The 26,980-nt window shown below is 65.9% G+C and carries 28 protein-coding genes; 13 read left to right on the top strand and 15 right to left on the bottom strand.

The window, feature by feature from the left end:
• The first annotated feature begins 3 nt into the window (after positions 1-3).
• Positions 4-1,824, top strand: a complete 1,821-nt coding sequence (locus L2Y96_RS15605; RefSeq protein WP_247328021.1) for a glycoside hydrolase family 15 protein — start codon at positions 4-6, stop codon at positions 1,822-1,824.
• A 26-nt stretch (positions 1,825-1,850) separates the two neighbouring features.
• Here the strand turns inward: L2Y96_RS15605 and L2Y96_RS15600 are convergent, their stop codons facing one another.
• From L2Y96_RS15600 to L2Y96_RS15590, 3 genes are all read right to left on the bottom strand, one after another.
• Positions 1,851-3,041 carry a DUF1501 domain-containing protein gene (locus L2Y96_RS15600; protein ID WP_247328020.1) on the bottom strand — a complete coding sequence of 397 codons (1,191 nt, stop codon included), beginning with the start codon at positions 3,039-3,041 and terminating at the stop codon, positions 1,851-1,853.
• Between the two features lie 8 nt (positions 3,042-3,049).
• A complete protein-coding gene (locus L2Y96_RS15595; RefSeq protein ID WP_247328018.1) occupies positions 3,050-4,564 on the bottom strand; it encodes a DUF1800 domain-containing protein in 1,515 nt (504 codons plus the stop codon).
• Between the two features lie 112 nt (positions 4,565-4,676).
• Complete coding sequence (locus L2Y96_RS15590) at positions 4,677-4,976, bottom strand: hypothetical protein (RefSeq protein WP_139983993.1); 300 nt, start codon at positions 4,974-4,976, stop codon at positions 4,677-4,679.
• Positions 4,977-5,071: 95 nt separating this feature from the next.
• Here L2Y96_RS15590 and L2Y96_RS15585 point away from each other — a divergent pair, with 95 nt between their 5' ends.
• A complete protein-coding gene (locus L2Y96_RS15585) occupies positions 5,072-5,668 on the top strand; it encodes a class I SAM-dependent DNA methyltransferase (RefSeq protein WP_247328017.1) in 597 nt (198 codons plus the stop codon).
• Here the strand turns inward: L2Y96_RS15585 and L2Y96_RS15580 are convergent.
• Positions 5,665-6,438, bottom strand: a complete 774-nt coding sequence (locus tag L2Y96_RS15580; RefSeq protein ID WP_247328015.1) for a CPBP family intramembrane glutamic endopeptidase — start codon at positions 6,436-6,438, stop codon at positions 5,665-5,667. The two genes, L2Y96_RS15585 and L2Y96_RS15580, sit on opposite strands and share 4 nt — an antisense overlap.
• 121 nt (positions 6,439-6,559) lie before the next feature.
• Between L2Y96_RS15580 and L2Y96_RS15575 the strand changes: the two genes are divergently transcribed.
• Positions 6,560-8,131, top strand: a complete 1,572-nt coding sequence (locus L2Y96_RS15575; RefSeq protein WP_247328014.1) for a hemolysin family protein — start codon at positions 6,560-6,562, stop codon at positions 8,129-8,131.
• Between the two features lie 52 nt (positions 8,132-8,183).
• Here L2Y96_RS15575 and L2Y96_RS15570 read toward each other — a convergent pair whose 3' ends face one another.
• On the bottom strand, positions 8,184-8,615 hold the full coding sequence (locus L2Y96_RS15570; RefSeq protein ID WP_247328013.1) for an MAPEG family protein: 432 nt from the start codon (positions 8,613-8,615) through the stop codon (positions 8,184-8,186).
• 107 nt (positions 8,616-8,722) lie between these two features.
• On the opposite strand from L2Y96_RS15570, the gene ypfJ reads away from it, so the two are divergent.
• The 3 genes from ypfJ to L2Y96_RS22930 all read left to right on the top strand — a co-directional run bounded on the left by ypfJ (position 8,723) and on the right by L2Y96_RS22930 (position 10,704).
• Complete coding sequence (gene ypfJ, locus L2Y96_RS15565) at positions 8,723-9,598, top strand: KPN_02809 family neutral zinc metallopeptidase (protein WP_247328012.1); 876 nt, start codon at positions 8,723-8,725, stop codon at positions 9,596-9,598.
• A gap of 3 nt (positions 9,599-9,601) precedes the next feature.
• Positions 9,602-9,946: a YkgJ family cysteine cluster protein gene (locus tag L2Y96_RS15560; protein WP_247328011.1), complete on the top strand. Its 345-nt coding sequence runs from the start codon at positions 9,602-9,604 to the stop codon at positions 9,944-9,946.
• Between the two features lie 626 nt (positions 9,947-10,572).
• Entirely contained in the window at positions 10,573-10,704 is a 132-nt protein-coding gene (locus L2Y96_RS22930) for a hypothetical protein (RefSeq protein ID WP_256452192.1), read from the top strand.
• 70 nt (positions 10,705-10,774) lie between these two features.
• Here L2Y96_RS22930 and L2Y96_RS15555 read toward each other — a convergent pair whose 3' ends face one another.
• Positions 10,775-12,643: a DEAD/DEAH box helicase gene (locus L2Y96_RS15555; RefSeq protein WP_247328010.1), complete on the bottom strand. Its 1,869-nt coding sequence runs from the start codon at positions 12,641-12,643 to the stop codon at positions 10,775-10,777.
• A gap of 145 nt (positions 12,644-12,788) precedes the next feature.
• Between L2Y96_RS15555 and fghA the strand changes: the two genes are divergently transcribed.
• Positions 12,789-13,637 (top strand): S-formylglutathione hydrolase, encoded by an 849-nt coding sequence (gene fghA, locus L2Y96_RS15550; RefSeq protein ID WP_283248842.1) that lies wholly within the window; start codon positions 12,789-12,791, stop codon positions 13,635-13,637.
• Complete coding sequence (gene rimJ, locus L2Y96_RS15545) at positions 13,634-14,188, top strand: ribosomal protein S5-alanine N-acetyltransferase (protein ID WP_247328009.1); 555 nt, start codon at positions 13,634-13,636, stop codon at positions 14,186-14,188. Before fghA ends, rimJ begins: the two co-directional genes overlap by 4 nt.
• 12 nt (positions 14,189-14,200) lie before the next feature.
• Here the strand turns inward: rimJ and L2Y96_RS15540 are convergent, their stop codons facing one another.
• From L2Y96_RS15540 to L2Y96_RS15525, 4 genes are all read right to left on the bottom strand, one after another.
• Complete coding sequence (locus L2Y96_RS15540) at positions 14,201-15,661, bottom strand: DEAD/DEAH box helicase (RefSeq protein WP_247328008.1); 1,461 nt, start codon at positions 15,659-15,661, stop codon at positions 14,201-14,203.
• Positions 15,662-15,898: 237 nt separating this feature from the next.
• On the bottom strand, positions 15,899-16,204 hold the full coding sequence (locus L2Y96_RS15535; protein WP_247328007.1) for an EF-hand domain-containing protein: 306 nt from the start codon (positions 16,202-16,204) through the stop codon (positions 15,899-15,901).
• A 50-nt stretch (positions 16,205-16,254) separates the two neighbouring features.
• A complete protein-coding gene (locus L2Y96_RS15530; RefSeq protein WP_247328006.1) occupies positions 16,255-16,920 on the bottom strand; it encodes a class I SAM-dependent methyltransferase in 666 nt (221 codons plus the stop codon).
• Between the two features lie 55 nt (positions 16,921-16,975).
• Positions 16,976-17,326: an EF-hand domain-containing protein gene (locus L2Y96_RS15525; RefSeq protein ID WP_247328005.1), complete on the bottom strand. Its 351-nt coding sequence runs from the start codon at positions 17,324-17,326 to the stop codon at positions 16,976-16,978.
• A 126-nt stretch (positions 17,327-17,452) separates the two neighbouring features.
• Here L2Y96_RS15525 and L2Y96_RS15520 point away from each other — a divergent pair, with 126 nt between their 5' ends.
• Complete coding sequence (locus L2Y96_RS15520) at positions 17,453-18,688, top strand: MFS transporter (protein WP_247328004.1); 1,236 nt, start codon at positions 17,453-17,455, stop codon at positions 18,686-18,688.
• Positions 18,689-18,741: 53 nt separating this feature from the next.
• Positions 18,742-19,230, top strand: coding sequence for an FKBP-type peptidyl-prolyl cis-trans isomerase (locus L2Y96_RS15515; protein WP_247337067.1), 489 nt, complete (start codon positions 18,742-18,744; stop codon positions 19,228-19,230).
• A gap of 70 nt (positions 19,231-19,300) precedes the next feature.
• Here the strand turns inward: L2Y96_RS15515 and L2Y96_RS15510 are convergent, their stop codons facing one another.
• Both L2Y96_RS15510 and L2Y96_RS15505 read right to left on the bottom strand, forming a co-directional pair.
• Positions 19,301-19,753, bottom strand: a complete 453-nt coding sequence (locus L2Y96_RS15510; RefSeq protein WP_247328003.1) for an organic hydroperoxide resistance protein — start codon at positions 19,751-19,753, stop codon at positions 19,301-19,303.
• Positions 19,754-19,883: 130 nt separating this feature from the next.
• Positions 19,884-20,459, bottom strand: a complete 576-nt coding sequence (locus L2Y96_RS15505) for a C40 family peptidase (RefSeq protein ID WP_247328002.1) — start codon at positions 20,457-20,459, stop codon at positions 19,884-19,886.
• A gap of 133 nt (positions 20,460-20,592) precedes the next feature.
• On the opposite strand from L2Y96_RS15505, the gene L2Y96_RS15500 reads away from it, so the two are divergent.
• From L2Y96_RS15500 to hutG, 3 genes are all read left to right on the top strand, one after another.
• Positions 20,593-21,852, top strand: a complete 1,260-nt coding sequence (locus L2Y96_RS15500; protein WP_247328001.1) for an NAD(P)/FAD-dependent oxidoreductase — start codon at positions 20,593-20,595, stop codon at positions 21,850-21,852.
• Between the two features lie 77 nt (positions 21,853-21,929).
• Entirely contained in the window at positions 21,930-23,291 is a 1,362-nt protein-coding gene (gorA, locus tag L2Y96_RS15495) for a glutathione-disulfide reductase (protein ID WP_247328000.1), read from the top strand.
• A 16-nt stretch (positions 23,292-23,307) separates the two neighbouring features.
• Positions 23,308-24,105: an N-formylglutamate deformylase gene (gene hutG / locus L2Y96_RS15490; protein WP_247327999.1), complete on the top strand. Its 798-nt coding sequence runs from the start codon at positions 23,308-23,310 to the stop codon at positions 24,103-24,105.
• Between the two features lie 171 nt (positions 24,106-24,276).
• Here the strand turns inward: hutG and L2Y96_RS15485 are convergent, their stop codons facing one another.
• Genes L2Y96_RS15485 through L2Y96_RS15475 form a run of 3 tightly spaced genes read right to left on the bottom strand, consistent with a single transcriptional unit; the run spans position 24,277 to position 26,952 of the window.
• Positions 24,277-24,726, bottom strand: a complete 450-nt coding sequence (locus L2Y96_RS15485) for a RidA family protein (RefSeq protein WP_247327998.1) — start codon at positions 24,724-24,726, stop codon at positions 24,277-24,279.
• Positions 24,701-26,152: an aldehyde dehydrogenase gene (locus tag L2Y96_RS15480; protein WP_247327997.1), complete on the bottom strand. Its 1,452-nt coding sequence runs from the start codon at positions 26,150-26,152 to the stop codon at positions 24,701-24,703. The genes L2Y96_RS15485 and L2Y96_RS15480 overlap by 26 nt, the downstream gene beginning before the upstream one ends.
• An 11-nt stretch (positions 26,153-26,163) precedes the next feature.
• On the bottom strand, positions 26,164-26,952 hold the full coding sequence (locus tag L2Y96_RS15475; protein WP_247327996.1) for an SDR family oxidoreductase: 789 nt from the start codon (positions 26,950-26,952) through the stop codon (positions 26,164-26,166).
• Between the last annotated feature and the right edge of the window lie 28 nt (positions 26,953-26,980).

Here is a 26,980-nt window from a genome sequence, read left to right as displayed (position 1 = left end):
CCAGTGCCACCACACCACCCGAACCCGGTCCCCGGCCGCCATATCAGTGAACACGGCATCGTCGGCGATATGGGCACCACGGCCCTCGTAGCCACCGATGGCACGGTGGACTTCATGTGCTGGCCGCACCTGGACAGCCCTACGATCTTCGCCGCGCTGCTCGATCCGGAGAATGGCGGCGAGTTCAGTGTTGAACCGCTGCTGCACGACGCGCGGCGGATGCAGCTATACGTCCCCGAGACCAATGTGCTGATCACGCGCTGGATGTCGGAAGAGGGGAGCGTCGAACTCACGGATTTCATGCCGCATCCCGAGGCGGATGTGCGCGTGCCGCGGGCGCTCGTGCGCTGCGTACGCGTGCTACGCGGCAAGGTGGATATCCACGTGCGTTGCCGCCCGCGCTTCGACTATGCGCGGGAGGTGCCGACGGTAGAGGCCTATGGTGAGACCGCCGTGTTCCATGCCGGCAAGCACTCGCTAAGGCTCTCGGCCAACCTGCCCCTGAAGCTCGGTGACGGCGAGGCCGAGGCACGTTTTTCCCTCGTTCCCGGCCACGACGCCTGGTTTGTCCTGGGCGATGAGGAGCACGATCCGCTGACGACGGACGAGTGCGAGGCGGCGTTCAAGGACACGCTCGAAGCGTGGCGCCGCTGGACGCGACGATCGAACTACCGGGGCCGCTGGCGCGAACGCGTGGATCGGTCGGCCCTGGTGTTGAAGCTGCTTACCTCGCACAAGTTCGGCTCCATCGCCGCGGCGGCGACGTTCGGCTTGCCCGAAGCAACCGGCGCGGAGCGGAACTGGGATTACCGGGCGACGTGGATTCGGGATGCCTCGTTTACGGTGTATGCGTTCATGCGTCTTGGCTATGTTGATGAGGCCGAGAAGTTCCGCGCCTGGATCGAGGATCGCGTCGCTGCGCTCGATAAGCATTCCTCGCTGCGGATCATGTACGCGATCAATGGCGACGAGGCAGCGGAAGAGCAGGCGCTATCTCACTTCGCGGGTTACGCCGGCTCGGTACCGGTGCGTATCGGTAACGCTGCGCGCACGCAGACCCAGCTGGATATCTTCGGCGAGCTGATGGATAGCCTGTACCTGGCCAACAAGTACGGCACCGCGATGAGCCACAGCGGCTGGATGCACGTGCGCAAGATGGTCGATCACGTATCGCGGCACTGGCGTGACGCCGACGAGGGCATTTGGGAAATCCGCGACAAGCCGCGGCATTTCCTGCATTCGCGGTTGATGTGCTGGGTAGCGCTGGATCGGGCGTTCCGGCTCGCCGGCAAGCGCTCGCTGCCCGGGCCGATGGTGGAGTGGGCGGCGGAGCGCGATCGTATCGCCGAGGATATCTGGGCGAATTTCAGGCACCCGGAGCACGGGTATTTCGTGCAGACCAAGGGCGGCACCGATCTCGACGCCTCATTGCTGATGATGCCGCTGGTGCGCTTCGTCTCCGCGACCGACCCGGTGTGGCTCGCGACCCTGGATGCGATCCGCGATCAGTTGACCGACGACGGTCTGGTGTTCCGCTACCGCAACGCGGATGGCCTCGAGGGCGGGGAGGGTGCGTTCACCACGTGTACGTTCTGGTACGTCGAGTGCCTGGCGCGTGCGGGCCGGTTGCACGAGGCACGGGAAATCATGGCGCGCGGGGTGTTGTACTCGAACCACCTGGGCCTGTTTGCCGAGGAACTCAGCCTGCGTGGTGAGCAGCTGGGTAATTTCCCGCAGGCGCTTACCCATCTGGCGTTCATCAGTGCAGCGTACTACCTCGACCGGCAGCTATCGAATCCGGGTGGGCAGGTTTGGCAGCCCTGAGGGGAGCGCACTTGCGCGCGATGCTTTCACACGAGCTGCAAATCGCGCGGTTTCGCCGCGGGAAACACCGTCCCCACATCCGCATCCGAAAGCCCATACATCCGCTTCATCAACCCACCAAGCACATCCCGGTAATTGTTGAGCACCGGATAATCACGATTCTGCAGCAGGCTGCCCGCGTTGACCGCCACCTGGCTACCGGCGATGTGCCCGCCGTTGACCTTGCCGCCCAGCACCCAGTACGTCGTGCCATGCCCGTGGTCCGTGCCCTTGTTGCCGTTCTCGCGGAAGGTGCGGCCGAACTCGGACACGACCACCACCACCGTGTTGTTCCACTCGGCGTCGCCCAGCCCGTCGGCGAACGCTGCGAGGCCCTGGGAAAGGTTGTCGAGGTTATTGGCAAGTTGGCCATCGGCACCGCCCTGGTTCACGTGCGTATCCCAGCCACCCACATCGACAAAGCCCAGGCGGAACTTGTCCTTCATGAGCGTCGCCATCCGCTGGCCCTGCTGGGCGAAACCGCGTGCGTTCACGGCACCGCGGCTGGCGGCGACCATTTCGGTCTGCAGGTCCTGGGCGACTTGCTGGCGCAGTTGCAGGCCATCCGTAGCAGCAGCCTGCAGGGAGGTCCCCTCATACATGCTGGCCAGGATCTTTGACTGGCGATCATCGAAGACCGCCTTGCCCGCGCCCTTCAGCGACACATTGGGCACATCGCCGGTACCGCGGAACGACAGCGGTAGCGCATCTGTGAACGCGATGGGCGGCACGCCGCGCAGCACGCCGCTCAGGCGGCCCATGAAGCCGGAGGCGTAGTTGCGCGCATCGCTGCCTTCGCCGGATTCGATGTTGTCCTGCGTTTCGAAGTGGCTGCGCGAGAGGTCGTCAGTGCCAGCGAACGGGATGAAGGCGAGTTGCTTCTTGTCCCACAGCGGGCCCATGGTCTGCGCCACGGCGGGCGCGAGCGCCCAGTTCGCATCCAGCGCGCGCACGGATTTCGGGTCGCCGGCGGTTGGCTTCGCCAGGGCGATGCTGGGCCGTGATTCGTAGTAGAAATCGCTTGAGTACGGCACCAGCAGGTTATTGGCGTCGTAGCCGCCGCGGAGGAAAACGAGCAGGAAGCGCGGTGAACTGGCGGGCGCGGCGAATACTTTGCCGCCCAGGGTAAGGGCAGGCACCGTGGCGGCAAGCGCGAAGAGAAACTGGCGGCGGTCCATGGGGAGCCTCAGCGGTAATTGAATTCGGGCGACGAGAGCAGGAAGGTGTTCCACTCCTGCTGCGAGGTCGCTTGCGAGAGAGCGTTGCGCGTCTTCGGGCCGAGCGTGGGCTCGATCGTCGCGTAGTACGTCGGCGTGGTGAGTTGCGGGAAGCCGCCGATGCTGCGCGTCCCCGCCTCATCCAGATCAAACAGGTGGTTGGCACCGCTGCCGATCGCGCGGGCGATCTCGAAGCGCTTGGCGATCTGCCCCGAGCTCGACCATTCGGAATCGACCGTGGGCCAGCCATCGGGGGTAATCCGCCCGAACGGCGCCTGGCCGAGCTGGTTAATCCAGTTCACCAGGGGGCGCGGGTTCTCGACCGGCTTGCCGTCGTACGCCAGGCGCATGGTGGAGACGAGGAACTGGGTCGGGTCCTTGTAACGTTTACCCAGCGATGCGATGAACTCCTTCGAGGTCAGCATCGTATCCATCACTTCCGCGATATCGCCGTCGCTGCGGCGGAAGGTCTTCGCCATGGCTGCGATCAGCGAGGGTGGAGGGTTATCCGAAACGAAGTACTTCGCGAGCTTGGTGGAAACAAACGTAGCGCAGGCGGGCTGGCTAACGATCAGGTCGACGGCCTTTTCCACTTCGTCGAAGCCACCGCCCTTGATCGTCTTGCCGAGCAATACCTGGTCGCTGAAGTCGTGGCGGTTGGGGTTGAACTCGAAGACGCCTTCCTGGACGTAGTACTGGCGCATGTCGGGGCGGAGCTTGCGCGGCTGGCCGTCGAAGTTGACGCCAACGCCCGTGAGCACGCGCGCGAGGCTTTGCACATCCGCCTGGCTGTAACCGCTGTTGACACCCAGCGTATGCAGCTCCATCAGTTCGCGCGCGTAGTTCTCGTTGATCTTGTCGCGGGCGTTCTGTGCGTTGTCGAGGTATTCGAGCATGGCGGGGCTCTTCAGTGTCGCCATCACCAGGTCGCGGAACTTGCCCAGTGCATGCGGGCGGATGGTGTTCTGGGCGTAGTCGGCCACCAGCCAGCGAACGCGACCCTTGTTCTGGAACACGCTGAAGTGGTTCAGCCAGAACCAGACCATTTGTTCGCGCAGCTGGTTTTCATCGTAAACGGCGCGCAACAGTTCCGCGGCCTGCGCCTGCTGGGCGTACTGATTGCCCTGCTTTTGCAGCGCTTTGCGCGCCTCTTGCTTCGCATCGCCGTCGGGCATGTCCTTGATATCGCGGTACTGGTCGCGGACCTGCGCGAGCAAGGTATCGGCCGGTGTCTTCATCACATCGAACCCAGCGATCTGGGTGGCGATGGGCTGCGGCAGCCCGTCGCCCTTCGGATGGAGTTGCGCCTGCAGGAAACGGCGTCGGCCGAGGTCGCGATAGCTCGCTACCGTGGCGCTATCCGCGCCGAACGTGACGCGATCGAGCCAGGCCACGTCTTCCTGGCTGAGGGGCTTGTCGGCGGCCATGGCGGCTGCCGGCAGGCAGAGCAGGGTGGCCAGGCAGGCCGAAAGGAACGAACGCATCAGGGTCTCCGTTCGAGGCGCGATAACCTTCAAACGGTATAGGGTAGGGAGCGTTTACCCGCGGGGTTGGCCGCGGTTCACACTTTTCGGCAGCGCGCGCGGCGGGGTGCGGTCAGATTTCGTTTTCGTCGGGGTAGACGAATTCGATGGCGGCTTCGCGGGTGCCGGCGGTCTCTTCGGCGACTTCGCGCACGCGTTCGCCGACCTTGTCATTGGGGACCTCGATCTCGACCGTGTAGGTGCGCGAGGCGACATCGTCGGAGAGGTCGAGCGAGCTGGAATCGTCGCGGATATCGCTGCCGAAATCGTCGATCTCTTCCACGTACTCGATCCGGTCCAGGCCATGGATCGCGTTGATCACGTCGTCAAAGACGTCGCGGTCGCCGGTGATGCGGAGCTGGATGCGGGGCATGGGGGTCTCCTGTGCAATGGGGCAACGATGCGGCGGCAGGCGTGTGCTGGAAGTGTACGCCCGGTACGATGGGTGTTTTCGGCGGGATGCACGCGATGCCCAAGACCTACGACCAGGCCTATTTCGACAAGTGGTACCGCAGCGCGGACCATGCCGTGCGCTCCACCGCGGAACTGACCCGCAAGGTGAGCATGGTGCTGGGCCAGGCCGAGTTCTATCTTGGACACCCCGTCCGCAACGTGCTCGATGTGGGCTGCGGCGAGGCGCCGTGGCGCGCCGTGCTGCGCCGCCTTCGGCCCGGCATCGAATACCGCGGCCTGGAAGCCAGCGAATACGCCGTGGCCCGCTATGGCCGCTCGCGTAACATCGGTTACGCCCGCTTCGGCCAGCTGGCCGAGCTGCGCTTCGACACGCGCTTCGACCTGATCGTGTGCACGGACGTGCTCCACTACCTGAAGCCGGCCGAGATCCGCGCCGGCCTGACCGGCATCAGCGAGATGGCCGAGGGTCTGGCCTTCCTGGAGTGCTACACGCGTGAAGACGACCCGGGTGGCGACCGCGAGGCGTTCTTTGGCCGCAGCGCTGGCTGGTACCGGGGCGAGTTCGAAAAGGTCGGGCTCATCCCCGTGGGCTCGCAGTGCTACGCCAGCCCGCGGCTGGCGCGCATGGTGGCCTCGCTCGAGCGGCTCTAGGTAAACCAGACCATCGTGGCCAGCGCGTTATTGGCGGCGTGGCAGGCGAAAGCCGGCCAGATCGAGCGGCTCTGGACGCGCAGCCAGGCGCAGAAGGCACCGACAAGGATCAGGTTCGGCACGGCGTACCAAAGACCGCCAAGGTCCGGCAGGTGGATGACACCGAAGAACACAGACGACACGGCGATGGCCCAGCCATCGCCAAAACGCGTGCGAAGCAGGGCAAGAAGGGCGCCGCGGAACAGCACTTCCTCGACCAGCGGGCCGACCAGGACCGCCACCGGTAAGAGCGCGACGCGCATGCCGACATGGGCGCTGTCAGCCAGGTCGCTGACGGACTGGCTGACCGTGTGATCGCCTGCCAGCAGTTGGGTGAGCAAGCCGCCGACCAGCGGGGCGATGATGCCCATCACGGCGCCAAACAGCATCTGGCCACCCGTTGGCGGGGTGAAGCCGAACCCTTCCGGGCCGCCGGAGCGAAGCAGGGCGCCCCAACGCTGGACCACCAGCCAAAGGGTGATGGCGGCGGCGCTCGCGAGGGTGAGGATCACGACGATAACCAGCCGGTCGCCCTGGCCGGGGACGGCGTCGGGGAACAGCCGGGCAAGCGTCTGCGAAAGGTAGCCCAGCGCGCCGCCCACGCCGAACTGGAGGGCGAAGTACGCTGCGATGATGAGAATGGTCTCGGCCCAGCCCGGCCCCGGGCGGCGTGGTGCGGCCTCGGGCAGGGTAGCGGTGGGCAGGGGCGGAAATGCAGGATCGTTAGCCATGCGCCAACGTAGCCGAGCGGCTGGCCCCCGGCAACGATGGCTTCCGGCACAGACCTTCACATTTGCCCTGTATAGTCAGCGGCCACCATAGGAGGAAAGGTGGCGCCCCCGGCGCCGACCCATGTTTGCATTTGACTGGTTAGCCGACCCATCGGCCTGGGCAGGTCTTCTCACGCTGATCGTGCTGGAGATCGTCCTCGGTATCGACAACCTCGTGTTCGTCGCGATCCTCGCCGACAAACTTCCCGCCCGCCAGCGCGATCACGCGCGGCTGTTGGGCCTTGGCCTCGCGCTGGTCATGCGCCTGTGCCTGCTGGCCGCCATGTCCTGGCTGGTCACGCTCACCCAGCCGCTGTTCCAGTGGAATGGCTTCGGGCTGTCCTGGCGCGACCTCATCCTGCTGATCGGTGGTGCCTTCCTGTTGTTCAAGGCCACTTTGGAGCTGCACGAGCGGCTCGAGGCGGGCGACGATCACGAAGGCAAGGGCGCGCGCAAGGCCAGTTTCTGGCTGACCGTGGCGCAGATCGTCATCCTCGATGCCGTGTTCTCGCTCGACTCGGTGATTACCGCGGTCGGCATGGTCGACCACCTGTCGATCATGATGGTCGGCGTGTGCGTGGCCATGGCGCTGATGATCACCGCGAGCAAGCCGCTCACGGCGTTCGTGAACGCGCGGCCCACCGTGGTCATCCTGTGCCTGTCCTTCCTGCTGATGATCGGCTTCAGCCTGATCGCCGAAGGCTTCGGCTTCCATATTCCCAAGGGTTATCTGTACGCCGCGATCGGCTTCTCGATCATGATCGAGGTGTTCAACCAGACGATGCGTCGCAACCGTCGCCGCTCGTTGCTGCTCGGCGGCCGGATCATGCGTGACCGGACCGCCAAGGCCGTGCTGCGCCTGCTGGGCGGTAGCGTGGACGAGGAGGGCGAAGGCAAGAAGGCGCCTGACGCCGAGCAGGCTGAGCCCTCGGTCTTTGGCAAGGACGAGCTGGAGATGGTGCAGGGCGTGCTGGATCTGTCCCAGCGGCCGGTCCGTTCCATCATGACCCCGCGTACCGAGATCGTCTGGGTCGATCCCTCCGACGAACTGCCGAACCTGCTCACCGAGGCGCGGGAATCCCCGCACCACTGGATGCTGGTCGCCAACGGCGACCTCGACGAGCTCGTGGGGGTCACCTCGTCGCGCGATTTGCTAGCGAGCCTCACCGAACACGGTCGTCTCGTTACCGAAACCGCCGTGCGCAAGCCGATCACCGTGCTCGAATCGCTAAGCGTGCTGCGCCTCATCGATGAGTTCCGCCGCGCGCCGCTGCAGGTGGCGCTGGTCGTCGATGAATACGGCAGCATCCTCGGCCTGGTGACCCCGGCCGATGTGCTCGAAACGATTGCCGGTGAGTTTCCGCACGAAAGCGGCGAGGGCGATCCCTCGGCGGTCAGCGAGCCGGACGGCGCGTGGCTGCTTGATGCCAGCCTGGACGTGCGCCGGGTGGAACATCTGTTGGGTCACCGCCTGCCGGGTGCCAACGAAGGCAACTTCGCCACGCTGGCCGGCTTCGTGCTCCAGCAGTTGGGCCGCCTGCCGGGCGTGGGCGACACCTTCGAAAGCGAACGCCTTGCCTTCGAGGTCACCGCGATGGAAGGCGCCCGCATCCAGCGCGTCCGCGTGCTGGCCCTGCCACCGCTGGACGACTGATCCCCAGGCACGCCAGCGCCGGACGGCGCTGGCGCGCTCCTACAAGGGCGGTTTAGCCAGCCTGCGCGGCGTCTTCTGCCGGCGCCGCGTTGTTTTCCATGATCGCCATGCCGATCCCGCCGGCCGCCATCAGCATCAGCGCGGCCCAGGCCACCATCGACACCATGTAGCCCGGCCCGCGGCGCGAGGCGTCGCGCAGGTAGGAAATGGCGTACCACAGGCGCCCCGCCAGCCAGATCATGCCGGCGATACCCGCCCACAGCGGATCCACGTACTGGGCGGCCAGCCACAGGGCCGGGATGAACATCACGGCGTTCTCCAGCGTGTTCATCTGCACCCGCCAGGCCCGTTCAAAGGCCGGGTCGCCCGAGATCGCCGGTGCCTTGATCCCGTAGCGGTGGCGGGCGCGGCCCACGGCCCACACCGTGAAGAACATCAGGAGCAGGGTGAGCAGGGTGACGACGGCGGGGAGCTGACTGTTCATGAAACGATCCGGGGTACGACGGTAACCGCCGAGTTTAGCGGTAACCGTCCGTGCGATCATGCGGACGGTGTCTCGCGGGAGCACGCGAGCGGGGAGAGGAGGGTGCCATGCTCTGGGACAAAGGCCGTAGAAGCGACAACGTGGAAGACGCCGGTACGGGTGGCGGCGGGGGGCCTTCATTCGGCGGCGGCCGTGGGCTGGGCGTCGGCGGCATCATCCTGCTCGCGATCCTGGGCCTGGTGTTCTACAAGGACCCTACCGCCCTGCTGAGCCAGGATGGCGGGGGCATGGCCCCACCCCAGGCGCAGACCCAGCAGCACGCGCAGCCCGCGGCAGCCAATGATCCGCAGGTGGATTTCGTCCGGGCGATCCTGGGCGAGACCGAAGACACCTGGGGCGAGATCTTTGCCGCCAATGGCCAGCAATACGTGCGGCCGAAGCTGGTGCTGTTCCGCAACGGCGTACGTACGGCCTGCGGCTCGGCCTCGTCGGCCGTGGGGCCGTTCTATTGCCCCAGCGACCAGAAGGTCTACCTCGACCTGGGCTTCTTCCAGCAGATGCAGCAGCAGTTCCACGAATCGGGCGATTTCGCCCGGGCTTACGTGATCGCGCACGAAGTGGGCCATCACGTGCAAAACCTCGTGGGCGTGTTCGACAAGGTGAACCAGGCCCGCCAGCGCGGCGCGCGGATGGAAGGAGCCAACGGCCTTTCGGTACGCCAGGAGCTGCAGGCGGACTGCTTCGCGGGCGTGTGGGCGAACCATTCGCAGCAGCGACAGCACTGGCTGCAGTCGGGCGATATAGAATCCGCGCTCAACGCGGCGACAGCGATTGGCGATGACCGGCTTCAGGAAGAGGCGCAGGGGCGCGTGGTGCCCGATTCATTTACGCACGGCACGTCGGCGCAGCGCGTTCGGTGGTTCAAGACCGGCTTTGAGTCGGGTGACATTGGCAAGTGCAATACTTTTTCAGGTTCGATCTGACGTATGACCCACCCTTGCTTGCGCTGCGGCGCTTGCTGCGCGACGTTTCGCGTCGCCTTCCACTGGATGGAGACCGATGCGGCCGGCGGTATCACGCCGGCGGCGTTGACGGAGCACCTTGATCCGCACCGTGTGAACATGCACGGGACGAATGCGTATGAGCCACGCTGCAAGTCGCTGGTGGGGACGATTGGCGTGGCGGCGCATTGCGGTGTCTATGAGGTTCGCCCGTCGCCGTGCCATGACCTGAAGCCCGCATGGGAAGACGGCGTGACGCCGAGCCCACAGTGCGACAAGGCCCGCCTCAAGCACGGCATGCAGCCGCTCACGCCGGCGGATTTCGCTTAAGGCTCGCCTTTGGCATCGCGTTGGTGAAGCGGTTCATTCGCTGGGGCGAATGCATGTGACCAGCGGCTGGCGCCGCCTTGCGCTCGGACGTCTCTGGGAAGAGGCCTTGGGGGCCCACCCTCGCTGCTCAGACAGGTCCTCCGCGTTCGTAAAGGAGTGCGCCTCCGGCGCATGTGTACCTATTTGGCCTACGGCCGCTCTCTTGTGCGGAACTCGCCTCGAGGGTGGGCCCCAAGGCCTCCCGGACACACTGAGGTGGCGTGGTGGGAAAGCGCGTGCCGTACCTCAAGGCGAACACCCCCGTTGTAGGAGCCCACCCTGTGGGCGACATCTTTCGCCTCGACGCCGAGGCCCTGGCTCGGATCACGACCGATCAAAGGCGGGACGCCGCAAGATCTGTAGGGTGGCGCGAACGGCGTCGCCCACAGGGTGGGCTCCTACGGGGGGGCGTCCGGACGGGTGGGGGCGGACAGCGGGCTGTCCGCGGACATCGATCGGCGCTGGGTGAGATCCGGCGAAAGGGCGCTGTGACGCGGTTCTCCGGGCAATTCGGCGGTTGGCACGGCGAATGCAATCTCTCTCGCGAAGGGCGCTAACGCCCACCTGCCAAACCACGGAGACTGGCCATGAAAACCGAAACCTTCCTGCTGAAGACCTTCTTTGCCGTTGCCGTCCTGCTGAGCGTGCTGACGATGGGGGCGATGGTGACGACTAGCGCGCCCACCATGCCGGCCACGGCGATTGCCTCGGCACAGTGAGGCAAGTAGAAGGCGAGCCGCATCGAAGGGCCAAAAAAAAGCCCGGCGCTGAGGCCGGGCTTTTCGTCGATCAGTAGTCGCGCTTGCGGCGCGGCGGCTTGCCGCCACCGGAGCCGCCCGGGCCACCCGAACGGGCACCCTGCGGGCGGAAATTACCGCGCGGACGCTGCGGCGGGGCGCCGCTCTGCGGCTGCTCCGTGCCATCCCACTCGCTGATCTTCAGCTGCTGCTGCGCCACCCACACCTTCTTCAGGTGATTGAACGTCTCAGCAGGCATGCCATCCGGCAGATCGATCAGGCTGTAATCGTCACGGATGCTCACGCGGCCGATGAACTTAGCCTCGACGCCACCCTCGTTAGCGATCGCGCCCACGATATTGCCCGGCTTCACGCCATGCTCGTGGCCCACTTCGATACGGTAGGTCTTCTTGCCCGACTCCGTCGCGTGCGGACGCGGCTGGCGCATGCCCTCGCGCACCGGACGACGATCGCCGAAATCACCACCATCACGCGGGCCGCGGTCGCGGTCGAAATCGCGCTGCGGGCGATCGTTACGGTCGTACTCGCGCGGCGGACGCTCAGAGTACTCACGCTTCGCCGGCGGCTCGAGCAGCAGCGGCTGGTCGCCCTGGGCGATCTTGGCCAGCGCGGCAGCGATCTCGATGGCAGGGATGTTGTGCTCCTGCTCGAACTTCTCGACCAGCTGCTGGAACAGGCCCAGGTCACCCGCGGCCAGCGTATCGGTAATGCGCTGGTTGAACTTGTTCACGCGGGTATCGTTCACCGCCTCGATGGTCGGCAGCTGCATCTGCTCGATCGGCTGGCGCGTGGCGCGCTCGATCTGGCGGAGCAGGTTGCGCTCACGCGGGGTCACGAACAGGATGGCCTCGCCATTACGGCCCGCGCGGCCGGTACGGCCGATGCGGTGCACGTACGACTCGGTGTCGTGCGGGATGTCGTAATTCAGCACGTGGCTGATGCGCTCCACGTCGAGGCCGCGGGCGGCGACGTCGGTGGCGATCAGGATATCGAGCTTGCCGTTCTTCAGCTGGTCGATGACGCGCTCGCGCTGGGCCTGCGCCATATCGCCGTTGATGGCGGCAGCGGCGAAACCACGCGCCTGCAGCTTGCTGGCGAGTTCTTCGGTGGCCGACTTGGTGCGGGCGAAGACGATCATGGCATCGAAGCTTTCGGCCTCGAGGATGCGGGTGAGCGCATCGAGCTTGTGCACGCCGCTGACCCACCAGTAACGCTGGCGGATGTTCGCCGCGGTGGTGGTCTTGTTCTTGATCGTGATCTCGACCGGATCTTTCAGGTAGGTCTGCGCGATGCGGCGGATCGGCGACGGCATGGTCGCGGAGAACAGCGCCACCTGGCGGCCTTCCGGCGTCGCCTGCAGCAGCTTCTCGACGTCGTCGATGAAGCCCATGCGGAGCATTTCGTCGGCTTCGTCGAGCACCACGAACTTGAGCGCGGAAAGATCCAGCGTGCCCTTGTCGAGGTGGTCGATGATGCGGCCCGGGGTGCCGACCACGATCTGGGCGCCACGCTTCAGACCCTGCAGCTGCGGGCCGTAGCTCTGGCCGCCGTAGATCGGCAGGACCTGGAAGCCCGGCATGTACGTGGCGTACTTCTGGAAGGCTTCAGCCACCTGGATGGCCAATTCGCGCGTCGGCGCGAGCACCAGCGCCTGCGGCTTGCCCGGCTTGACGTCGATGCGCGACAGCACCGGCAGCGCGAAGGCTGCGGTCTTGCCGGTGCCGGTCTGGGCCTGGCCGATCACGTCGCGGCCTTCGAGCAGCGGCGGGATGGTCGCGGCCTGGATGGGAGAGGGGGTCTCATAGCCCACGTCGGTCAGGGCGCGGACGACGTTAGCGTCGAGCGCGAGCGCGCTGAAACCGGGCAGGGCCGGAGCGTTGTCGGTATCGGGGGATGTCATGGCAGCCTCGGGGAGGGGCGCGGCGGCGGAGTCGGCGCCGGGCAGTAACGGTATTGTAGCAGCGATCATAGGGTTACGTGCGCCGCCGTGGCTGTTTGTCGCGCCGGCGTTACACTCATCGGTCAGTTTGGAGAGGGGATTTGGCATGTCGGTAATTGATACGGTGTCGGAGCAGCGTTGCTTCGGTGGCATTCAGGGCTTTTACACCCATGCCTCGGAGGCCTGCGGCGGCCCCATGAAATTTGCCGTTTACCTGCCGCCGGCTGCGGAAAAAGGCCCGGTCCCGGTGCTCTGGTTCCTGGCTGGCCTCACATGTACGGCGGAGACCTTCACGATCAAGGCCGGCGCCCAGCGCCTGGCCGCCGAGCTGGGTCTCGCCCTGGTCATGCCCGATACCAGCCCGCGGGATACCGGTATCGCCGGTGCCACGGGGGATTGGGAGTTCGGCGAGGGCGCCGGGTTTTACCTTGATGCCACGGAAACGCCCTGGAAAGAGCGCTTCCGCATGTATAGCTACGTTGTCGATGAGCTGCCGCGGCTCGTCGCCGAACGCTTTGCCCTCGACATGGGCCGGCAGGGCATCTTTGGCCATTCCATGGGCGGCCACGGCGCGTTGACCATCGCCTTGCGCAACCCGGGCCGCTATCGCTCGCTGTCCGCGTTCGCGCCTATCGTCGCCCCGGCCAGCGTGCCCTGGGGTCAGAAGGCGTTCCCGCGCTACCTTGGCGACGACAAGAAGGCCTGGCGCAAACACGACGCCACCGCGCTTGTGCAGGATGGCGCGCACTTCAACGGCACCATCCTCATCGACCAGGGGGAAGCGGATGGCTTCCTCGTGAACCAGTTGCAGCCGCAGCGCTTCGAAGCCGCCTGCGAAGAGGCAAAGCAGGCATTCCAACTGCGCATGCACGCTGGCTACGACCACAGCTACTACTTCATCCAGAGCTTCATCGAAGACCACCTCCGCCATCACGCCAAAGCGCTGGCGGCATGAGCGAACCGGTCCGCATGCGCACACCGCGGCTGCTTGTCCGCCTGCTCGATATAGAGGAAGCGGAGCTGCTGCTGCGTTATCGCATGGAAAACCGCGAGCACCTGCGTCCCTGGGAGCCGTTGCGGACCACCTCGCACTACACGCTCGAAGGCTGCCGGCAGACGATCGAAGCGGGTCTGGAGGCGGCGCGTTCCGATCGCGGCTATCCGTTCGTGATGCTTACGCCCGACGGTACTGAAGTCGTCGGTAGCTTCACCTTCGCGAATGTCGTGCGTGGTGTGTTCCAGGCTTGCCACCTCGGCTACGGCCTCGGCCGTAAATTCGAGGGGCAGGGGCTGATGTTCGAGGCGCTTGATGCGGCCGTGCGCTATGCGTTCGGCCCGCTCGATTTCCATCGGGTGATGGCCAACTACATGCCACGCAATGTGCGTAGCGGCCATTTACTGGAACGGCTTGGCTTCGAGAAAGAAGGGCTCGCGAAGCGTTACCTGAAGATCGAAGGCCTGTGGGAAGACCACGTCCTCACCGCGAAGGTGAGGACGCAGGGCTAACCCGCGAGGCGCTTACGCCTTGTTGGTCGCCGGCCCGCGACGCTGGCGGCGGCGCTTGTGGTTGCCGGTGTTCTCGCCGGTACCCGCGGCCGAATGGCCGTGCGGGCGGTGCGAGGACGGACGGCCGCCGTTACCCGAGCGGCTTTCGCCACCCTGGCCACCACGACCCTGGCTCTCGCCACGGCCCTGGCCTTCACTGCGGCCACCCTGGCGCTGGCCCTGGCCACCACCGTGGCGCTGACCGCCGCCCTGGCCACCCTGGCCACCACCCTGGCGACCACCGGCCTGGCGCTGCTGCTGCTTCGGACGCGGCGCACCGGCATCCAGGCGCAGCGGCGTGGTCGGCTCGAAGCCTTCCACGTTCGAGATCTCGATGTCCGACTTCAGCAGGCGGCGGATATCGCGCAGCAGGCCCGATTCATCGTGGCTCACCAGCGACACGGCCTGGCCTTCGGCGCCGGCACGGCCGGTACGGCCGATGCGGTGCACGTAGTCCTCGGCGACCATCGGCAGGTCGAAGTTGATCACGACCGGCAGCTGGTCGATATCGATACCGCGCGCGGCGATGTCGGTGGCCACCAGCACTGTGGTGCGGCCGGTTTTGAAGTCCGACAGGGCGCGGGTGCGGGCGTTCTGGCTCTTGTTGCCGTGGATGGCGGCGGCACGCATGCCGGCGGCTTCCAGGAAGCGCACGAGCTTGTCAGCGCCATGCTTGGTACGGCTGAACACGAGGGTCTGGCGACGGCTGTCCTGGGCCAGCACGTGCAGCAGCAGGTCACGCTTCTGCGCGGCGTCCACCGGGTGCACGCGGTGGGTCACCGTGTTCGCGACGGTGTTGGCCGGCGCGGTGGAAACTTCACGCGGGTCGCGCATGAACTGCTGCGCAAGTGCCTTGATTTCCGGTGCGAACGTGGCCGAGAACAGCAGCGTCTGGCGCTTCTGCGGCACGGCGGAGAGGATGCGCTTCAGTGCCGGCAGGAAGCCCATGTCGAGCATGCGGTCGGCTTCGTCGAGCACCAGCACTTCGACCTTCGACAGGTCGACCGAGCGCTGCATCATGTGGTCGATGAGACGGCCCGGGGTAGCGACCACGATCTCGACGCCACGGCGCAGGGCGTGCAGCTGGTTACCCATGCCGACGCCGCCGAAGATCACCGTGCTGCTGATGCGCACGTACTTGGCGTAATCGGTGAGGTTCTCCTGCACCTGCGCGGCGAGCTCGCGGGTCGGGGTGAGGATGAGGACGCGGATCGGGCGGCGGCCTTCACGGAAATCCGAGTTGGCCAGCTTGTGCAGCACCGGGAGCAGGAACGCGGCGGTCTTGCCGGTGCCGGTCTGGGCGGCGGCCATCAGATCGTGGCCAGCAAGCACCTCGGGAATGGCGGCGGCCTGGATCGGGGTCGGGTTCTTGTAGCCGGCTTCAGCGAGCGCGCGCAGCAACGCGGGCGCAAGGCCCAGCGAATCAAAGGACATGTGGAGTGACTCCTGTGTGCCCGAGCGTTCCCTGGAACCGCGCTGCAGGCGATGAATTCGGCGGCCGCGCGTGCCATGGGGGCAACGGGCTGGCCGGTGTCGCGCGCGCTTCGGGGGTGGGGGAGAGGCGGGGGCCCATGGCTGGACCCGCGCCCGAGCTCCGCAAGGGAGTCGATAGCGGCGGCACGACTCCCCGATGTTAGCACGTTTTGCAGCGCAGCATGCGCCGCGGGTGGCTTAGTGGCTCTTGGCCATGTAGGCCTTGTACTCCTGTTCATCCACGTGGCCGTCCCCGTTGGCGTCGGCTTCCTTGAAATGGGCGCGGAGAATGGCGAGGGTCTTGTCGTCCCGGGGCACGTCGGAGCGCTCCAGGTAGCCCGGGTGTTTCTTCACGATATCGGCGAAGGCCGGGGCGTCGCTGCCGCGCACCTCCGCATTGACGGGCTGGGCTCGGGCGGCCGGGGCCTGGCTGAGCTGGGCAAACGCGCTACCGGCGAACAGCGTGCCGGCGGCGGACAGAACGATAAAGCGCGTGCACTTCATGTGGTTCTCCCCCTGGTGATTGGCTTACCTGCCGCGGCAGTTATACGCCTTCACACGGCGTGGCGCGAGGCGGTCATCAACCAGCTGTTGTAGGGGGTACGGCCGAAGAGGGGGCGGAAGCGGGCCCGGATACCCCGTGGTTCGAGGACGTTGCGGATGTCGTCCTCGGTAGGGAAGTACTGGGCGCCGCCGGGAATCCAGCCGACGGCCTTGATGAACTTCTCTTCCCACACCGTGGCGCGGAACCGCCATGAGTCGTCCCGCAGCACGTTGCGCAGGACGAGCACCCCATCGTCGGCCAGGTGGTCGACGGCATAAGCCAGGACCTGGGCCTGGCGCTCCCTGGGCAGGTAGTGGAGGACATCAAGCAACGCCACGTGCCCGCGCATGGGTTGGGGCGTGGTGACGTCGGCATGGTGCAAGGCGAGTGCCTGACCCAGGCCGGCGCGACCGGCAGCCTCGCGGCCCATGGCGATCTTGCGCGCGTCGCTGTCCAGGCCGACGTAGCCGTCGAGTGCGCTGCACGCGTGCAGATAGTGCCCGAGCAGTCCCAGGCCGCAGCCGATATCGAGAAGCGGAAGGTGCCGGCCAGCGATCGCTGCGGCGCAGGCGCCATAGACCGGGTCGCTGGCGAGCTTCCCGTGGACGTAGAAACGGTCGCCGCGCGTGCTGAAGTGGGATGCGATGCGTTGCCGCGCGTGGCGGTTGAGGCTCATAAGGGGGCTACCGTCCGTGGAAAGGACCGGGCGTCTATGCGCCCGGTCCGCGAGTTTACTGCTGTTGCGTGGCACTGCCTTTGTTGACGTAGGCGTTGTATTCGGCAGCATCGATGCGGCCGTTGTGGTCCTTGTCCGCTTCGCTGAAGTGCGCGCGCATTTCTTTCAATGCGGGGTTGTCCTTCGGTATGTCGCTGCGCGTAATGCCCTTGCCGTCCTTGCTGAGATCGGAGAAGGCAGGCGCACCACTGCTCTGGCTGGAGGCATCGGGCGCCGATGTCGGCAGGCTCTGCTGGGGTTGCGGCGGCGCGGGTTGCGGCTGCGGTGTCGATGATTGCGCCAGCGAGGCGCCGCTGGCCAGGCAGCCAGCAAGGGCGAGCGAAACGATCAAGCGCGGATACTTCATAGTGTCCTCCGTCGGTCGTGATGTCGTGGGCCAGTGTAACGGCCCCTCGTCGTCGGGCTGTGAGCCCGATGTTGGCATTTTGCGCTGTGCTAGCCTCTGGCGCGACCTGCCTTTGAGGAATTTCTGATGCCGTTGCCCGCTGCGCTGCGCGAACTCGACCACACCCAGCGGCATACGGTCATCGCCAGCTTTCTCGGCTGGACCCTCGATGCGTTCGACTACTTCCTGCTCACCTTCGTGATCCTGGCCGTGGCGCACGAGTTCAACGTGCCCAAGACCGAGGTCACGTACGGCTTGTTCCTTACCCTGGCAGCGCGGCCGCTGGGTGCCCTGATCTTCGGCCGCCTTGCTGATCGCTACGGGCGCCGCCCCGTCCTGATGTTCGACATCGTGCTGTTTTCCATCCTCGAGGTCGCGTGTGCGTTCGCGCCGAGCCTTGCCGTGCTGCTCGGCCTGCGGTTCCTGTTCGGCATCGCCATGGGCGGGGAGTGGGGCATCGGTGCGTCGCTGGCCATGGAATCGATCCCGACGAAGTCGCGTGGGTTCGTCTCGGGCCTGCTGCAGAGTGGTTACCCCTGCGGCTTCTTCCTGGCGGCGCTGGTGAACTGGCTGCTGGTGGACCACATCGGCTGGCGTGGCCTTTTCATCGTCGGCGCGATGCCGGCCCTGCTTGTGCTCTACATCCGCCGCAAGGTCCCGGAATCCCCGGTGTGGGAGCAGCGCCAGAAGGAGCCGCGCCAGGGCGTCATGGAATCCATGCGTGGCCACTGGAAGCTCTTCATCTACCTGATGCTGCTGATGGCGGCGTTCAACATGTTCAGCCACGGGTCCCAGGACATGTACCCGACCTTCGTGCAGGAGACCCTGAAAATCCCGGCCGGCTCGAGCACGGCCTTCCTGCTTACCGCCTTGCTCAACCTGGGGGCGCTCGTGGGCGGCCTGACCTTCGGCTCGCTCTCGGAGAAGATCGGCCGGCGCAAGGCCATCATCATCGCCGCGCTGCTGGCGATCCCGGTGATTCCCCTGTGGACCTATGGCGGGTCTCTGCTCCTGCTGGGCGTCGGTGCCTTCTTCATCCAGGTGATGGTGCAGGGCGCCTGGGGCGTGGTGCCCACCCACCTCAACGAGCTCTCGCCGGATGCCGTTCGCGGCACTTTGCCCGGCTTCGCTTACCAGATGGGCAACCTGCTGGCGGCTATCACGGCCACGGCCCAGACCTGGCTGGCGGACTGGCGTGGCGGCGATTTCGCCTTCGCCATGTCGGCCTGGATCGCCACGGTCGCCATCCTCCTGGCGCTGCTGACCTGGCTCGGCCCCGAGGCCCGGGGCAGGGGCTTCGGCCGGGATAACGGCGCGGCGTGACGCCGGGCCCGCACCCCGGTAAAATGCCCCGTTTTCATCCGGTAGAAACCATCATGCAGGCTGGCAAGGACAAGGTCATCTCGTTCCACTACACCCTCAGCGTCGACGGCAACCAGGTCGAGACCTCGACCGACGGTGGCGAACCGCTGTGGATCCTGCTCGGCCACGGCCAGCTGATCCCGGGCATGGAAGCGGGCCTCGAAGGCAAGTCGGAAGGTGACAAGTTCGACCTGGTGATCACCCCGGACCAGGGCTACGGCGAGCGTCGCGAAGGCGCCACCCAGCGCGTGCCGAAGAAGTACTTCCCGAACCAGGGCAAGGGCCTCAAGGCCGGCGACACCACCATCCTCTCGCTGAAGGAAGGCGGCCAGCAGGCGGTCGTCGTGCAGAAGGTGGGTTCCAGCGTCGTCGATATCGACACCAACCACCCGATGGCCGGCAAGACCCTCACGTTCAACATCGACGTGCAGTCGGTGCGCGATGCCTCGGACGAAGAGAAGGCCCACGGCCACGCTCACCCGAACGGCGACGGCGCACACTGATTTTCCCGGTGTTGCACGCATAAAAAAGGCGGCCTGGTGGCCGCCTTTTTTTATGCCTTGCGCCTGGTGATCAGACGACGGCCTTGCCGTTCACGCTCACGTCCACGTCGATGTTGCCGCGGGTGGCGTGCGAGTACGGGCAGACGTCTTCGTGCGCGGTCTTGACGATTTCCTGGGCGGTCGCGTCATCGACGCCCGGCAGGCTGACGGCCAGCTTCACGTTGATCGCAAAGCCCGACCCCTGGCGCGGACCGATACCGACTTCGCTCTTCACCGAAGCGCCGTCGACCTTGACCTTCTTCTGGCCGGCGACGAAGCGCACGGCGCCCTCGAAGCATGCGGCGTAACCGGCAGCGAACAGCTGTTCCGGGTTGCTGCCGCCGCCATTGCCGCCCATTTCCTTCGGCAGGCGCAGCTGCAGGTCGATCAGGCCATCGTCGGTCTTGGCGTGGCCTTCGCGGCCGCCGGCGACTTCAGCGTGGGCGGTATAGAGGACCTTTTCGATTTTCGACACGTTGCTCATGAGGGCTTTCCTTTCTGGCTGACAGGGGAGGAAGCGCCGGGGATGTCCCGGGCCGTGAAGAGAGTAAAGCACGCAATTAAATAGCGCGCAATCTAATTCATGCGACGCGAAAGTCTATGTTGCCGTTCGTTCAGTTTAGAACGCGTCGACCATAGACGAAGTTTTCCTTCCAGTAAGCCCCATCGAGCTCATCCAGGCGGACCGTACCACCGGAGTTCGGAGCGTGGACGAAGCGGCCTTTGCCCACGTAGACACCAACATGGCTGACATGGCCGCGGCCGAAGAACACGAGGTCGCCGCTTTCCAGATCGGATTCACCAATCTTGGGCTTGTCGAGGTCGGCCATCTCGGACGAGGTGCGCGGCAGGCGCACGCCGGTCGAGGTCAGGTAGATGTAATTCACCAGGCCGCTGCAATCGAAGCCGCCCGCAGGGGTATTGCCACCCCACCGGTACGGCGTGCCCACCAGGCCAATGGCACGGAAAAGGACGTCGTTCGCCGCATCCGGCGGCGGGGCTGCCGCGGGCTTGGTCGACCAGTTGAGGTTCTTCGCCAACGGCACCGCGGAGGCGGGGTTGTTGCGCTGGGACGACGAGGAACGCTTATGTGGCGTGCTCCCGCAGGCGGCGAGCAGGGCCAGGGCGGCCGCCATCGTCACCCAGCCAAGGGCGCGCAGCGGGCGAAATGAGGGCGGAGCGGGATGCATCGGGCGTTTCCCCTGTCAGGATCGGCACGGGGAGGTTATCAAATCAACAAGTTGCGTGGAATACCTCTCACTTCGCACGAATTCATCCCCCGGACAGGCCGCCGGGCGCCGTTTGGCCCGTTAGACTCGTCCCATGGAAAGATCCCGAAGCGATGTGCTGATCATGGGGGGCGGCGTGATCGGCCTGGCGTGCGCGCTCTACCTGCTGAAGGCGGGGGCGAGCGTGCGGGTGCTCGAGCAGCACACGCCAGGCAGCGGCAGCTCCCATGGCAATTGCGGCACCATCACGCCCAGCCATGCCGGGCCACTGACCATGCCGGGCATGGTCGGCACGGCCCTGCGTTCCATGCTCCGCAAGGACGCGCCCCTATACGTGAACCCGATGCCCGATCCGGAACGGGCCCGCTGGCTATTGGGGTTCGCCCGACGTTGCACGTGGCGGGATTACCAGCAGGCGGGCGAGGCGCGTGGCGCCATCCTCGCGCGGTCGCGTGCATTGATCGGCGACCTCGTCGCCAGCGATGAGCTGGCTTGCGAGTTCGAAGATGTCGGCGAGCTCTATGTCTATCGCGACGAGCGCGCGCTGCAGCACGATCGCGCGCACGTCGAGTTGCTACGCCGCCTCGGTATGGACGTGCGCGTCCTGCTGGGCGATGACGTGCTGGCGCTGGAGCCTTCGTTGCGTGAGGGTGTCGTCGGCGGCTTGTTGCACCCGGGCGATGCGCGCCTGCGGCCTGATCTCTACGTGGCGGAGCTGGCGCGGCGCGTTCGCGAACTCGGCGGCGCCATCGAAACCGGTGCGCGCATCGATTCGTTCGTTACCGATGCCGGGCGCATCACCCACGTGCGCACGACCGGCGGCGTATTCAGCGGCGAGCGCATTGTCATGGCGCTCGGTGCGTGGTCGCCGTTGCTCGGGCGTTTGCTGGATATTCGCCTGCCGATGCAGCCTGGCAAAGGTTACTCATTGACCTGGGATCAGCCGCCGGTCAACGCGCCGACGCACTCGCTGGTGCTGCGCGAGGCGGCGGTGTGCGTCACGCCGTGGAGCTCGGGCTATCGGCTTGGCAGCACCATGGAGTTCTCGGGATTCAACGAGGGGCTGAACGAGGTACGCCTGGAAGCGCTGCGTCGTGGTGCGGCGGCTTACCTGCATGAGCCCGAAGGGCAGGGCGAGGTCACGCCCTGGTGGGGCTGGCGCCCGATGAGCGTGGATGAGGTGCCGATCATCGGGCCGAGCACGCGCTGGTCGAACCTGGTCTATGCGACCGCGCATGGCATGCTGGGTATCAGCATGTCGGCCGCCACCGGTGAACTCGTGGCCAACCTGCTCGCCGGGCCCGCACCCGCGCTCGACGCGGCGCCGTATTCGCCCGCGCGTTTCGGCCTCTAGCCGGTCTTTTTTCACACGCTTGCGCCAGGCCGATTTGTTACGGTGCGAGTTTTCCCCCCTTTCCCCTGGAGCCGCACATGTCCGATGAAGCCTTCGACCTGATCGTGATAGGTGGTGGCTCGGGCGGCCTGGCATCGGCGATACGCGCAGCCAAACACGGGGCGAAGGTGGCGCTGGTGGAACCGCGTGAACTGGGCGGCACCTGCGTGAACGTCGGTTGCGTGCCGAAGAAGGCGATGTGGTACGCCGCGCAGATGGCGGAGGCGCAATACATCGCCGCCGATTACGGATTCACCGACAAGCCGGGGCAACTCGACTGGCCCGGCTTCATTGATCGCCGCAACGCCTACATCGACCGGATCCACGGCAGCTACCAGCAGCAGCTCGACAAATGGAAGGTGACGCTGGTTCGCGAAACGGCGCGCTTCATCGAACCGCACCGCATTGCGGCCGGCGAGCGAACGCTGGCGGCGCCGCATGTGATCATCGCGACGGGTTCCTCGGCGAAGACCCTGGACAAGCCCGGCTTCGAACACAGCGTCACCTCGGATGGTTTCTTCGACCTGCGCGCCTGCCCGAAGCGCACGGCGATCATCGGTGGCGGCTACATCGCGGTGGAGCTGGCCGGCGTGTTGCGCGCCCTCGGTAGCGAGGTGGATCTCTACGTGCGTGATCGCCTGATGGGCAGCTTCGATGAAGAGATGGCCTACCAGCTTGGCGAAGAGATGACCAAGCACGGCATCAACATCAACTACACCTGCCAGATCGATGCGGCCCACAAGGTGGATGGCTTGCTGATGCTCGATTGCGACAAGGGCACGAAGCCCGGGCCGTACGACCTGCTTATCCAGGCGGTGGGCCGCCACGGCAACGCGGCGACACTGGGCCTCGATGCGATCGGGCTGGCGACGAATGGCGAAGGACAGATCGAGGTCGATGATTTCCAGGAAACCGGTATCCCCGGGGTCTACGCCGTGGGCGATATCACCCAGCGTCTCGCGCTGACGCCCGTCGCAGTAAACGCGGGGCGCAAGCTTGCCGATCGCCTGTTCGGTAATACCCCCGGTGCGAAACTGGATTACCAGAACATCCCCAGTGTCGTCTTTTCACACCCGCCGTTGGGCACCGTGGGCCTGAGTGAACAGCAGGCGCGCGAGGCCTATGGGGCTGACGTCCACCTCTACAAGCAAACCTTCGTACCGATGCAGCTGGCCCTGGCGCATCGCCCGATGTACGTGCGTTTCAAGCTGATCTGCGTCGGCGAGGATTCGCGCATCGTCGGCATGCAGATGCTGGGCCCCGGGGTGGACGAGATCCTCCAGGGCTTTGCGGTGGCGATCAAGATGGGGGCGACCAAGGCCGACCTGGACGCCACCATGGCCATCCACCCCACATCGGCCGAGGAAATGGTCACCATGGGTGATCGCGTCCCCGGCTGAGCGGTACACTCACGCCATGACCCCGTACTCCCTGCATCGCGGCAACGCGCCGCTCCTGATCAGCCTGCCGCATAACGGCAGCGTCATCCCCGATGAGATCGCCGCGCGCATGAAGCGGCCGGCACGCCGCTCGCCCGATACGGACTGGCACGTGGCCGAGTTGTACGATTTTGCGAAGGGCATGGGTGCCAGCATCATCCGCCCGGTGGTCTCGCGCTACGTCGTCGACCTGAACCGTCCGGCGGACGGCCATGCGCTGTATCCGGGCAAGAAGGAAACAGGGCTCGTTCCCACCATCATGTTCGACGGCCACGATATCTACCGTGGCGGCGCCGAGCCGGAAGGCAAGGAGGTCGCCGACCGGGTGAAGCACTGGTGGAAGCCGTACCACAAGGCCCTGGCCGATGAACTCGCGCGCCTGAAGGCACAGTTCGGCCACGTGGTGCTGTGGGATGGCCATTCCATTCGCAGCCACGTGCCCATGCTGTTCGACGGCCGGTTGCCTGATTTCAACCTCGGCACGGCCGATGGCATCAGCTGTGCGGGCGAACTGCAGGCAAAGGTGGCGGCGATTCTCGAGGCGCAGAGCGATTATTCGTTCGTGGTGAACGGGCGCTTCAAAGGCGGCTACATCACGCGCAATTACGGTCGTCCCGAAGAAGGCGTGAGCGCCATCCAGCTCGAGCTGTCGCAAATCACCTACATGGACGAAGACAGCTTCGAATACCTGCCGAAGCACGCCGCGCGCGTGCAGGTGCTGATCGGCGAGATGCTAAAGGCCTGCCTCGAAGGCACCCAGCAGCTCACGCCCTGATCAAGGCATCCGCCACGCCCCGTAGGAGCCCACCCTGTGGGCGACATCTTTCGCCTCACCGCCCAGGCCCTGTGGCGTTATCGCGAAAGGCGTCGCCCACAGGGTGGGCTCCTACGGTCATAGCGACGGTGACGGTCATGGCGACGGCCACGGTCATAGCGAAGGCGATGGTCAGGGTTGCGACGGCGACGGTAGTGCTGCCACGCATTTCAACTCAATCGCGATGGGCGTGGGTAGGGAGGTAATGCCCACCGTGGTACGGCACGCATCCACACCGGCAAACGCTTCGGCATAGAGCTTGTTATACGTCGCGAAGTCGCGCGCCATGTGCGTGAGGAAAACGGTGACGTCCACCAGATCCTCCCAGCGCGCACCGCTAGCTTCCAGTACGGCCCGCACATTGGCGAATACCTGCCGGCACTGGGCCTCGATGTCGTACGACAAGAGCATGCCGTGCGCATCCATCACATTGCCTGGCACAGCGTTGCTGCCGGGCACGCGTGGCCCGACGCCGGAAAGGAAAAGCAGGTTGCCCACGCGACGGGCGTGGGGATAGGCACCGACGGGCGCGGGCGCGCTTTCGGTGCGGACGGTGTCAGAGCCCGTGGTCGATGCAGACATTTCTGGCCTCCGTAAAGAAACGCATGGCATCGAAGCCACCTTCGCGACCCACGCCGGATTGCTTGCTGCCGCCGAACGGCGTGCGCAGGTCGCGCAGCATCCAGCAGTTGATCCAGACGATACCGAAATCGAGCTTCGCCGCCATGCGATGGGCTCGCGAAATATCGTGGGTCCACAGCGATGCGGCGAGGCCGTAAGGCGTGCCGTTGGCGATCGCGAGTGCTTCGTCTTCGGTGTCGAAGGGGATGAGCGTGACCACCGGGCCGAAGATTTCGTCCTGGTTGGTGGCCGAATCCACGGGCAGGCCTTCGATTACTGTAGGCGCTACAAACCACCCATCGGCACAGCGGCCATCGACGTGGACCTGTTCGCCGCCGACGAGTACCGTGCCACCTTCGGCGCGTGCCCGCGCGATGCAATCCATGACCTTGTCGAAATGCGGTTTGGAGACGAGGGCGCCGAGGTCGCTGCTGGCCTCGAGCGGATCGCCGACGCGCAAGGCACGCACGCGTTCCAGATAGGCGGCGCGGAAGCGTTCGTAGATGCCGCGCTGGACGAGCAGGCGTGAACCACACAGGCAGATCTCGCCCTGGTTGGCGAAGCCCGAGCGCACGATCGTCGCCATGGTCTTGTCGTTCAACTCGACATCGTCGAACACGATGGCCGGATTCTTGCCGCCCAGCTCGAGCGATACCTTCTTGAGGCGTGGCGCGGCGGCCGATGCGATCGCGATGCCCGTACGCGTGCTACCCGTGAAGGAGATGGCTTTCACGGCATCGTGGACGACGATCGCCTCGCCCACGGCGGGGCCGCTGCCGTGCACGATGTTGAAAATGCCATCGGGGAATCCGGCCTCCTGTACCAGGGTTCCCAGTAGCCATGCGGTGTGCGGCGTGACCTCAGAAGGCTTGGCCACCACGGCATTGCCGGCGGCGAGCGCGGGCGCGATTTTCCAGGTGAACAGGTAGAGCGGCAGGTTCCAGGGGCTGATGCAGCCCACCACGCCGAGCGGCAGGCGCAAGGTGTAGTTGATCGCACCATGCTCCATCGCGTGCGCTTCGCCAGCGAACTGCGTGGCCGCCGCGGCGAAGAAGCGCAGGTTGGCGATGGCGCGTGGGATATCCAGGCTGCGGGCTAGCGCCAGTGGCTTGCCGCTGTCGCGCGACTCGGCCGCGGCGAACTCATCGATGCGTGCTTCGATCAGGTCGGCCAGACGCGAGAGGCAACGGGCGCGCGCATCGGCAGGCGTCGTCGACCAGCGGAGCAGGGCGTGGGCTGCCGCATCGACGGCATCCGCGACATCCTCGGCCGAGGAATCCGGGCACTGCGCATACGCCTGGCCGGTCGCCGGGTCGGTTACCTCAAGGTAGCGCCCGCCTCTCGGTGCGCGGGGTTCGCCGTTGATCAGGTTGCTGAGCGTCAGCATGGGTGGCCGCCTTAGTTCAGGCTGCGCGTGCGGCCGCCATCCACCGCGAGGCTCACACCGTTGATATAGCCCGCTGCCGGGCTGGCCAGGAAGGCGATGACGCCACCGACTTCGGCCGGGTCGCCAAAACGCGCCGCAGGCACGCTCGCCAGCAGCCCGCGCTCGACTTCGTCACGGCCACGCCCGGCTTTCACGCTGGATTCGACCAGTGCGTCCAGCCGCGGCGTCCGGGTGTAACCCGGCAGCACGTTATTCACCGTGATGCCTTCATGGGCGACCTCGACCGACAGGGTCTTGGCCCAGCCGGCCATGGCCGCGCGCACGGTGTTGGAGACGCCCAGGTTCGGGATGGGCTCCTTCACCGAGGTGGAAATCACGTTGATGATCCGGCCGTAGCGCGCGGCGCGCATGCCTGGCAGGCAGGCCTGGCTCAGCACCTGGGCGCTGATGACATGCTGGCGGTAAGCGGTGAGGAACGCCTCGGTGTCGGCCGCGTGGATCGCGCCCGGCGGCGGGCCGCCGCTGTTGTTGAGCAGGATGTGGACCGCGTGGTCCTTCACCACCCCGTGCACGGCGGCGGCCAGGGCGTCGGTGTCGAGCATGTCGACGGCAAGGTAGTGGTGCTTCTGGCCAGCCTGGGTGGCCGGCAGTTCGGCGGCGAGCGCCTTCAGGGTATCCGCGGAGCGGGCGAGCAGGGTGACGCTGGCTCCCAGTTCGGCCAGTTCGAACGCCGTGGCCCGGCCTATCCCTTGGGAGGCGCCGCAGACCAGGGCGTGACGTCCGGTGAGGCGAAGATCCATGCGGCGCTCCTTGGTAGGTGGTGGGCGA

The sequence above is a fragment of the Luteibacter aegosomaticola genome (assembly GCF_023078475.1).
GTDB classification, from domain to species: Bacteria; Pseudomonadota; Gammaproteobacteria; order Xanthomonadales; family Rhodanobacteraceae; genus Luteibacter; species Luteibacter aegosomaticola.
Note: the sequence above shows the minus strand (reverse complement) of the source record. Positions and strands in the feature narration are given on the sequence as shown.

What these genes read in the sequence shown, in the direction of transcription:
- L2Y96_RS15480 (WP_247327997.1), bottom strand. Translation starts at nt 26,152, where the DNA reads ATGCTGACGCTCAGCAACCTGATCAACGGCGAACCCCGCGCACCGAGA.
- L2Y96_RS15500 (WP_247328001.1), top strand. Translation starts at nt 20,593, where the DNA reads ATGGAAAGATCCCGAAGCGATGTGCTGATCATGGGGGGCGGCGTGATC.
- L2Y96_RS15525 (WP_247328005.1), bottom strand. Translation starts at nt 17,326, where the DNA reads ATGAAGTATCCGCGCTTGATCGTTTCGCTCGCCCTTGCTGGCTGCCTG.
- L2Y96_RS15530 (WP_247328006.1), bottom strand. Translation starts at nt 16,920, where the DNA reads ATGAGCCTCAACCGCCACGCGCGGCAACGCATCGCATCCCACTTCAGC.
- ypfJ (WP_247328012.1), top strand. Translation starts at nt 8,723, where the DNA reads ATGCTCTGGGACAAAGGCCGTAGAAGCGACAACGTGGAAGACGCCGGT.
- L2Y96_RS15585 (WP_247328017.1), top strand. Translation starts at nt 5,072, where the DNA reads ATGCCCAAGACCTACGACCAGGCCTATTTCGACAAGTGGTACCGCAGC.
- L2Y96_RS15555 (WP_247328010.1), bottom strand. Translation starts at nt 12,643, where the DNA reads ATGACATCCCCCGATACCGACAACGCTCCGGCCCTGCCCGGTTTCAGC.
- L2Y96_RS15575 (WP_247328014.1), top strand. Translation starts at nt 6,560, where the DNA reads ATGTTTGCATTTGACTGGTTAGCCGACCCATCGGCCTGGGCAGGTCTT.
- L2Y96_RS15540 (WP_247328008.1), bottom strand. Translation starts at nt 15,661, where the DNA reads ATGTCCTTTGATTCGCTGGGCCTTGCGCCCGCGTTGCTGCGCGCGCTC.
- L2Y96_RS15510 (WP_247328003.1), bottom strand. Translation starts at nt 19,753, where the DNA reads ATGAGCAACGTGTCGAAAATCGAAAAGGTCCTCTATACCGCCCACGCT.
- L2Y96_RS15485 (WP_247327998.1), bottom strand. Translation starts at nt 24,726, where the DNA reads ATGTCTGCATCGACCACGGGCTCTGACACCGTCCGCACCGAAAGCGCG.
- fghA (WP_283248842.1), top strand. Translation starts at nt 12,789, where the DNA reads ATGTCGGTAATTGATACGGTGTCGGAGCAGCGTTGCTTCGGTGGCATT.
- L2Y96_RS22930 (WP_256452192.1), top strand. Translation starts at nt 10,573, where the DNA reads ATGAAAACCGAAACCTTCCTGCTGAAGACCTTCTTTGCCGTTGCCGTC.
- gorA (WP_247328000.1), top strand. Translation starts at nt 21,930, where the DNA reads ATGTCCGATGAAGCCTTCGACCTGATCGTGATAGGTGGTGGCTCGGGC.
- L2Y96_RS15590 (WP_139983993.1), bottom strand. Translation starts at nt 4,976, where the DNA reads ATGCCCCGCATCCAGCTCCGCATCACCGGCGACCGCGACGTCTTTGAC.
- rimJ (WP_247328009.1), top strand. Translation starts at nt 13,634, where the DNA reads ATGAGCGAACCGGTCCGCATGCGCACACCGCGGCTGCTTGTCCGCCTG.
- L2Y96_RS15570 (WP_247328013.1), bottom strand. Translation starts at nt 8,615, where the DNA reads ATGAACAGTCAGCTCCCCGCCGTCGTCACCCTGCTCACCCTGCTCCTG.
- L2Y96_RS15535 (WP_247328007.1), bottom strand. Translation starts at nt 16,204, where the DNA reads ATGAAGTGCACGCGCTTTATCGTTCTGTCCGCCGCCGGCACGCTGTTC.
- L2Y96_RS15505 (WP_247328002.1), bottom strand. Translation starts at nt 20,459, where the DNA reads ATGCATCCCGCTCCGCCCTCATTTCGCCCGCTGCGCGCCCTTGGCTGG.
- L2Y96_RS15595 (WP_247328018.1), bottom strand. Translation starts at nt 4,564, where the DNA reads ATGCGTTCGTTCCTTTCGGCCTGCCTGGCCACCCTGCTCTGCCTGCCG.
- L2Y96_RS15580 (WP_247328015.1), bottom strand. Translation starts at nt 6,438, where the DNA reads ATGGCTAACGATCCTGCATTTCCGCCCCTGCCCACCGCTACCCTGCCC.
- L2Y96_RS15475 (WP_247327996.1), bottom strand. Translation starts at nt 26,952, where the DNA reads ATGGATCTTCGCCTCACCGGACGTCACGCCCTGGTCTGCGGCGCCTCC.
- L2Y96_RS15515 (WP_247337067.1), top strand. Translation starts at nt 18,742, where the DNA reads ATGCAGGCTGGCAAGGACAAGGTCATCTCGTTCCACTACACCCTCAGC.
- L2Y96_RS15600 (WP_247328020.1), bottom strand. Translation starts at nt 3,041, where the DNA reads ATGGACCGCCGCCAGTTTCTCTTCGCGCTTGCCGCCACGGTGCCTGCC.
- hutG (WP_247327999.1), top strand. Translation starts at nt 23,308, where the DNA reads ATGACCCCGTACTCCCTGCATCGCGGCAACGCGCCGCTCCTGATCAGC.
- L2Y96_RS15560 (WP_247328011.1), top strand. Translation starts at nt 9,602, where the DNA reads ATGACCCACCCTTGCTTGCGCTGCGGCGCTTGCTGCGCGACGTTTCGC.
- L2Y96_RS15520 (WP_247328004.1), top strand. Translation starts at nt 17,453, where the DNA reads ATGCCGTTGCCCGCTGCGCTGCGCGAACTCGACCACACCCAGCGGCAT.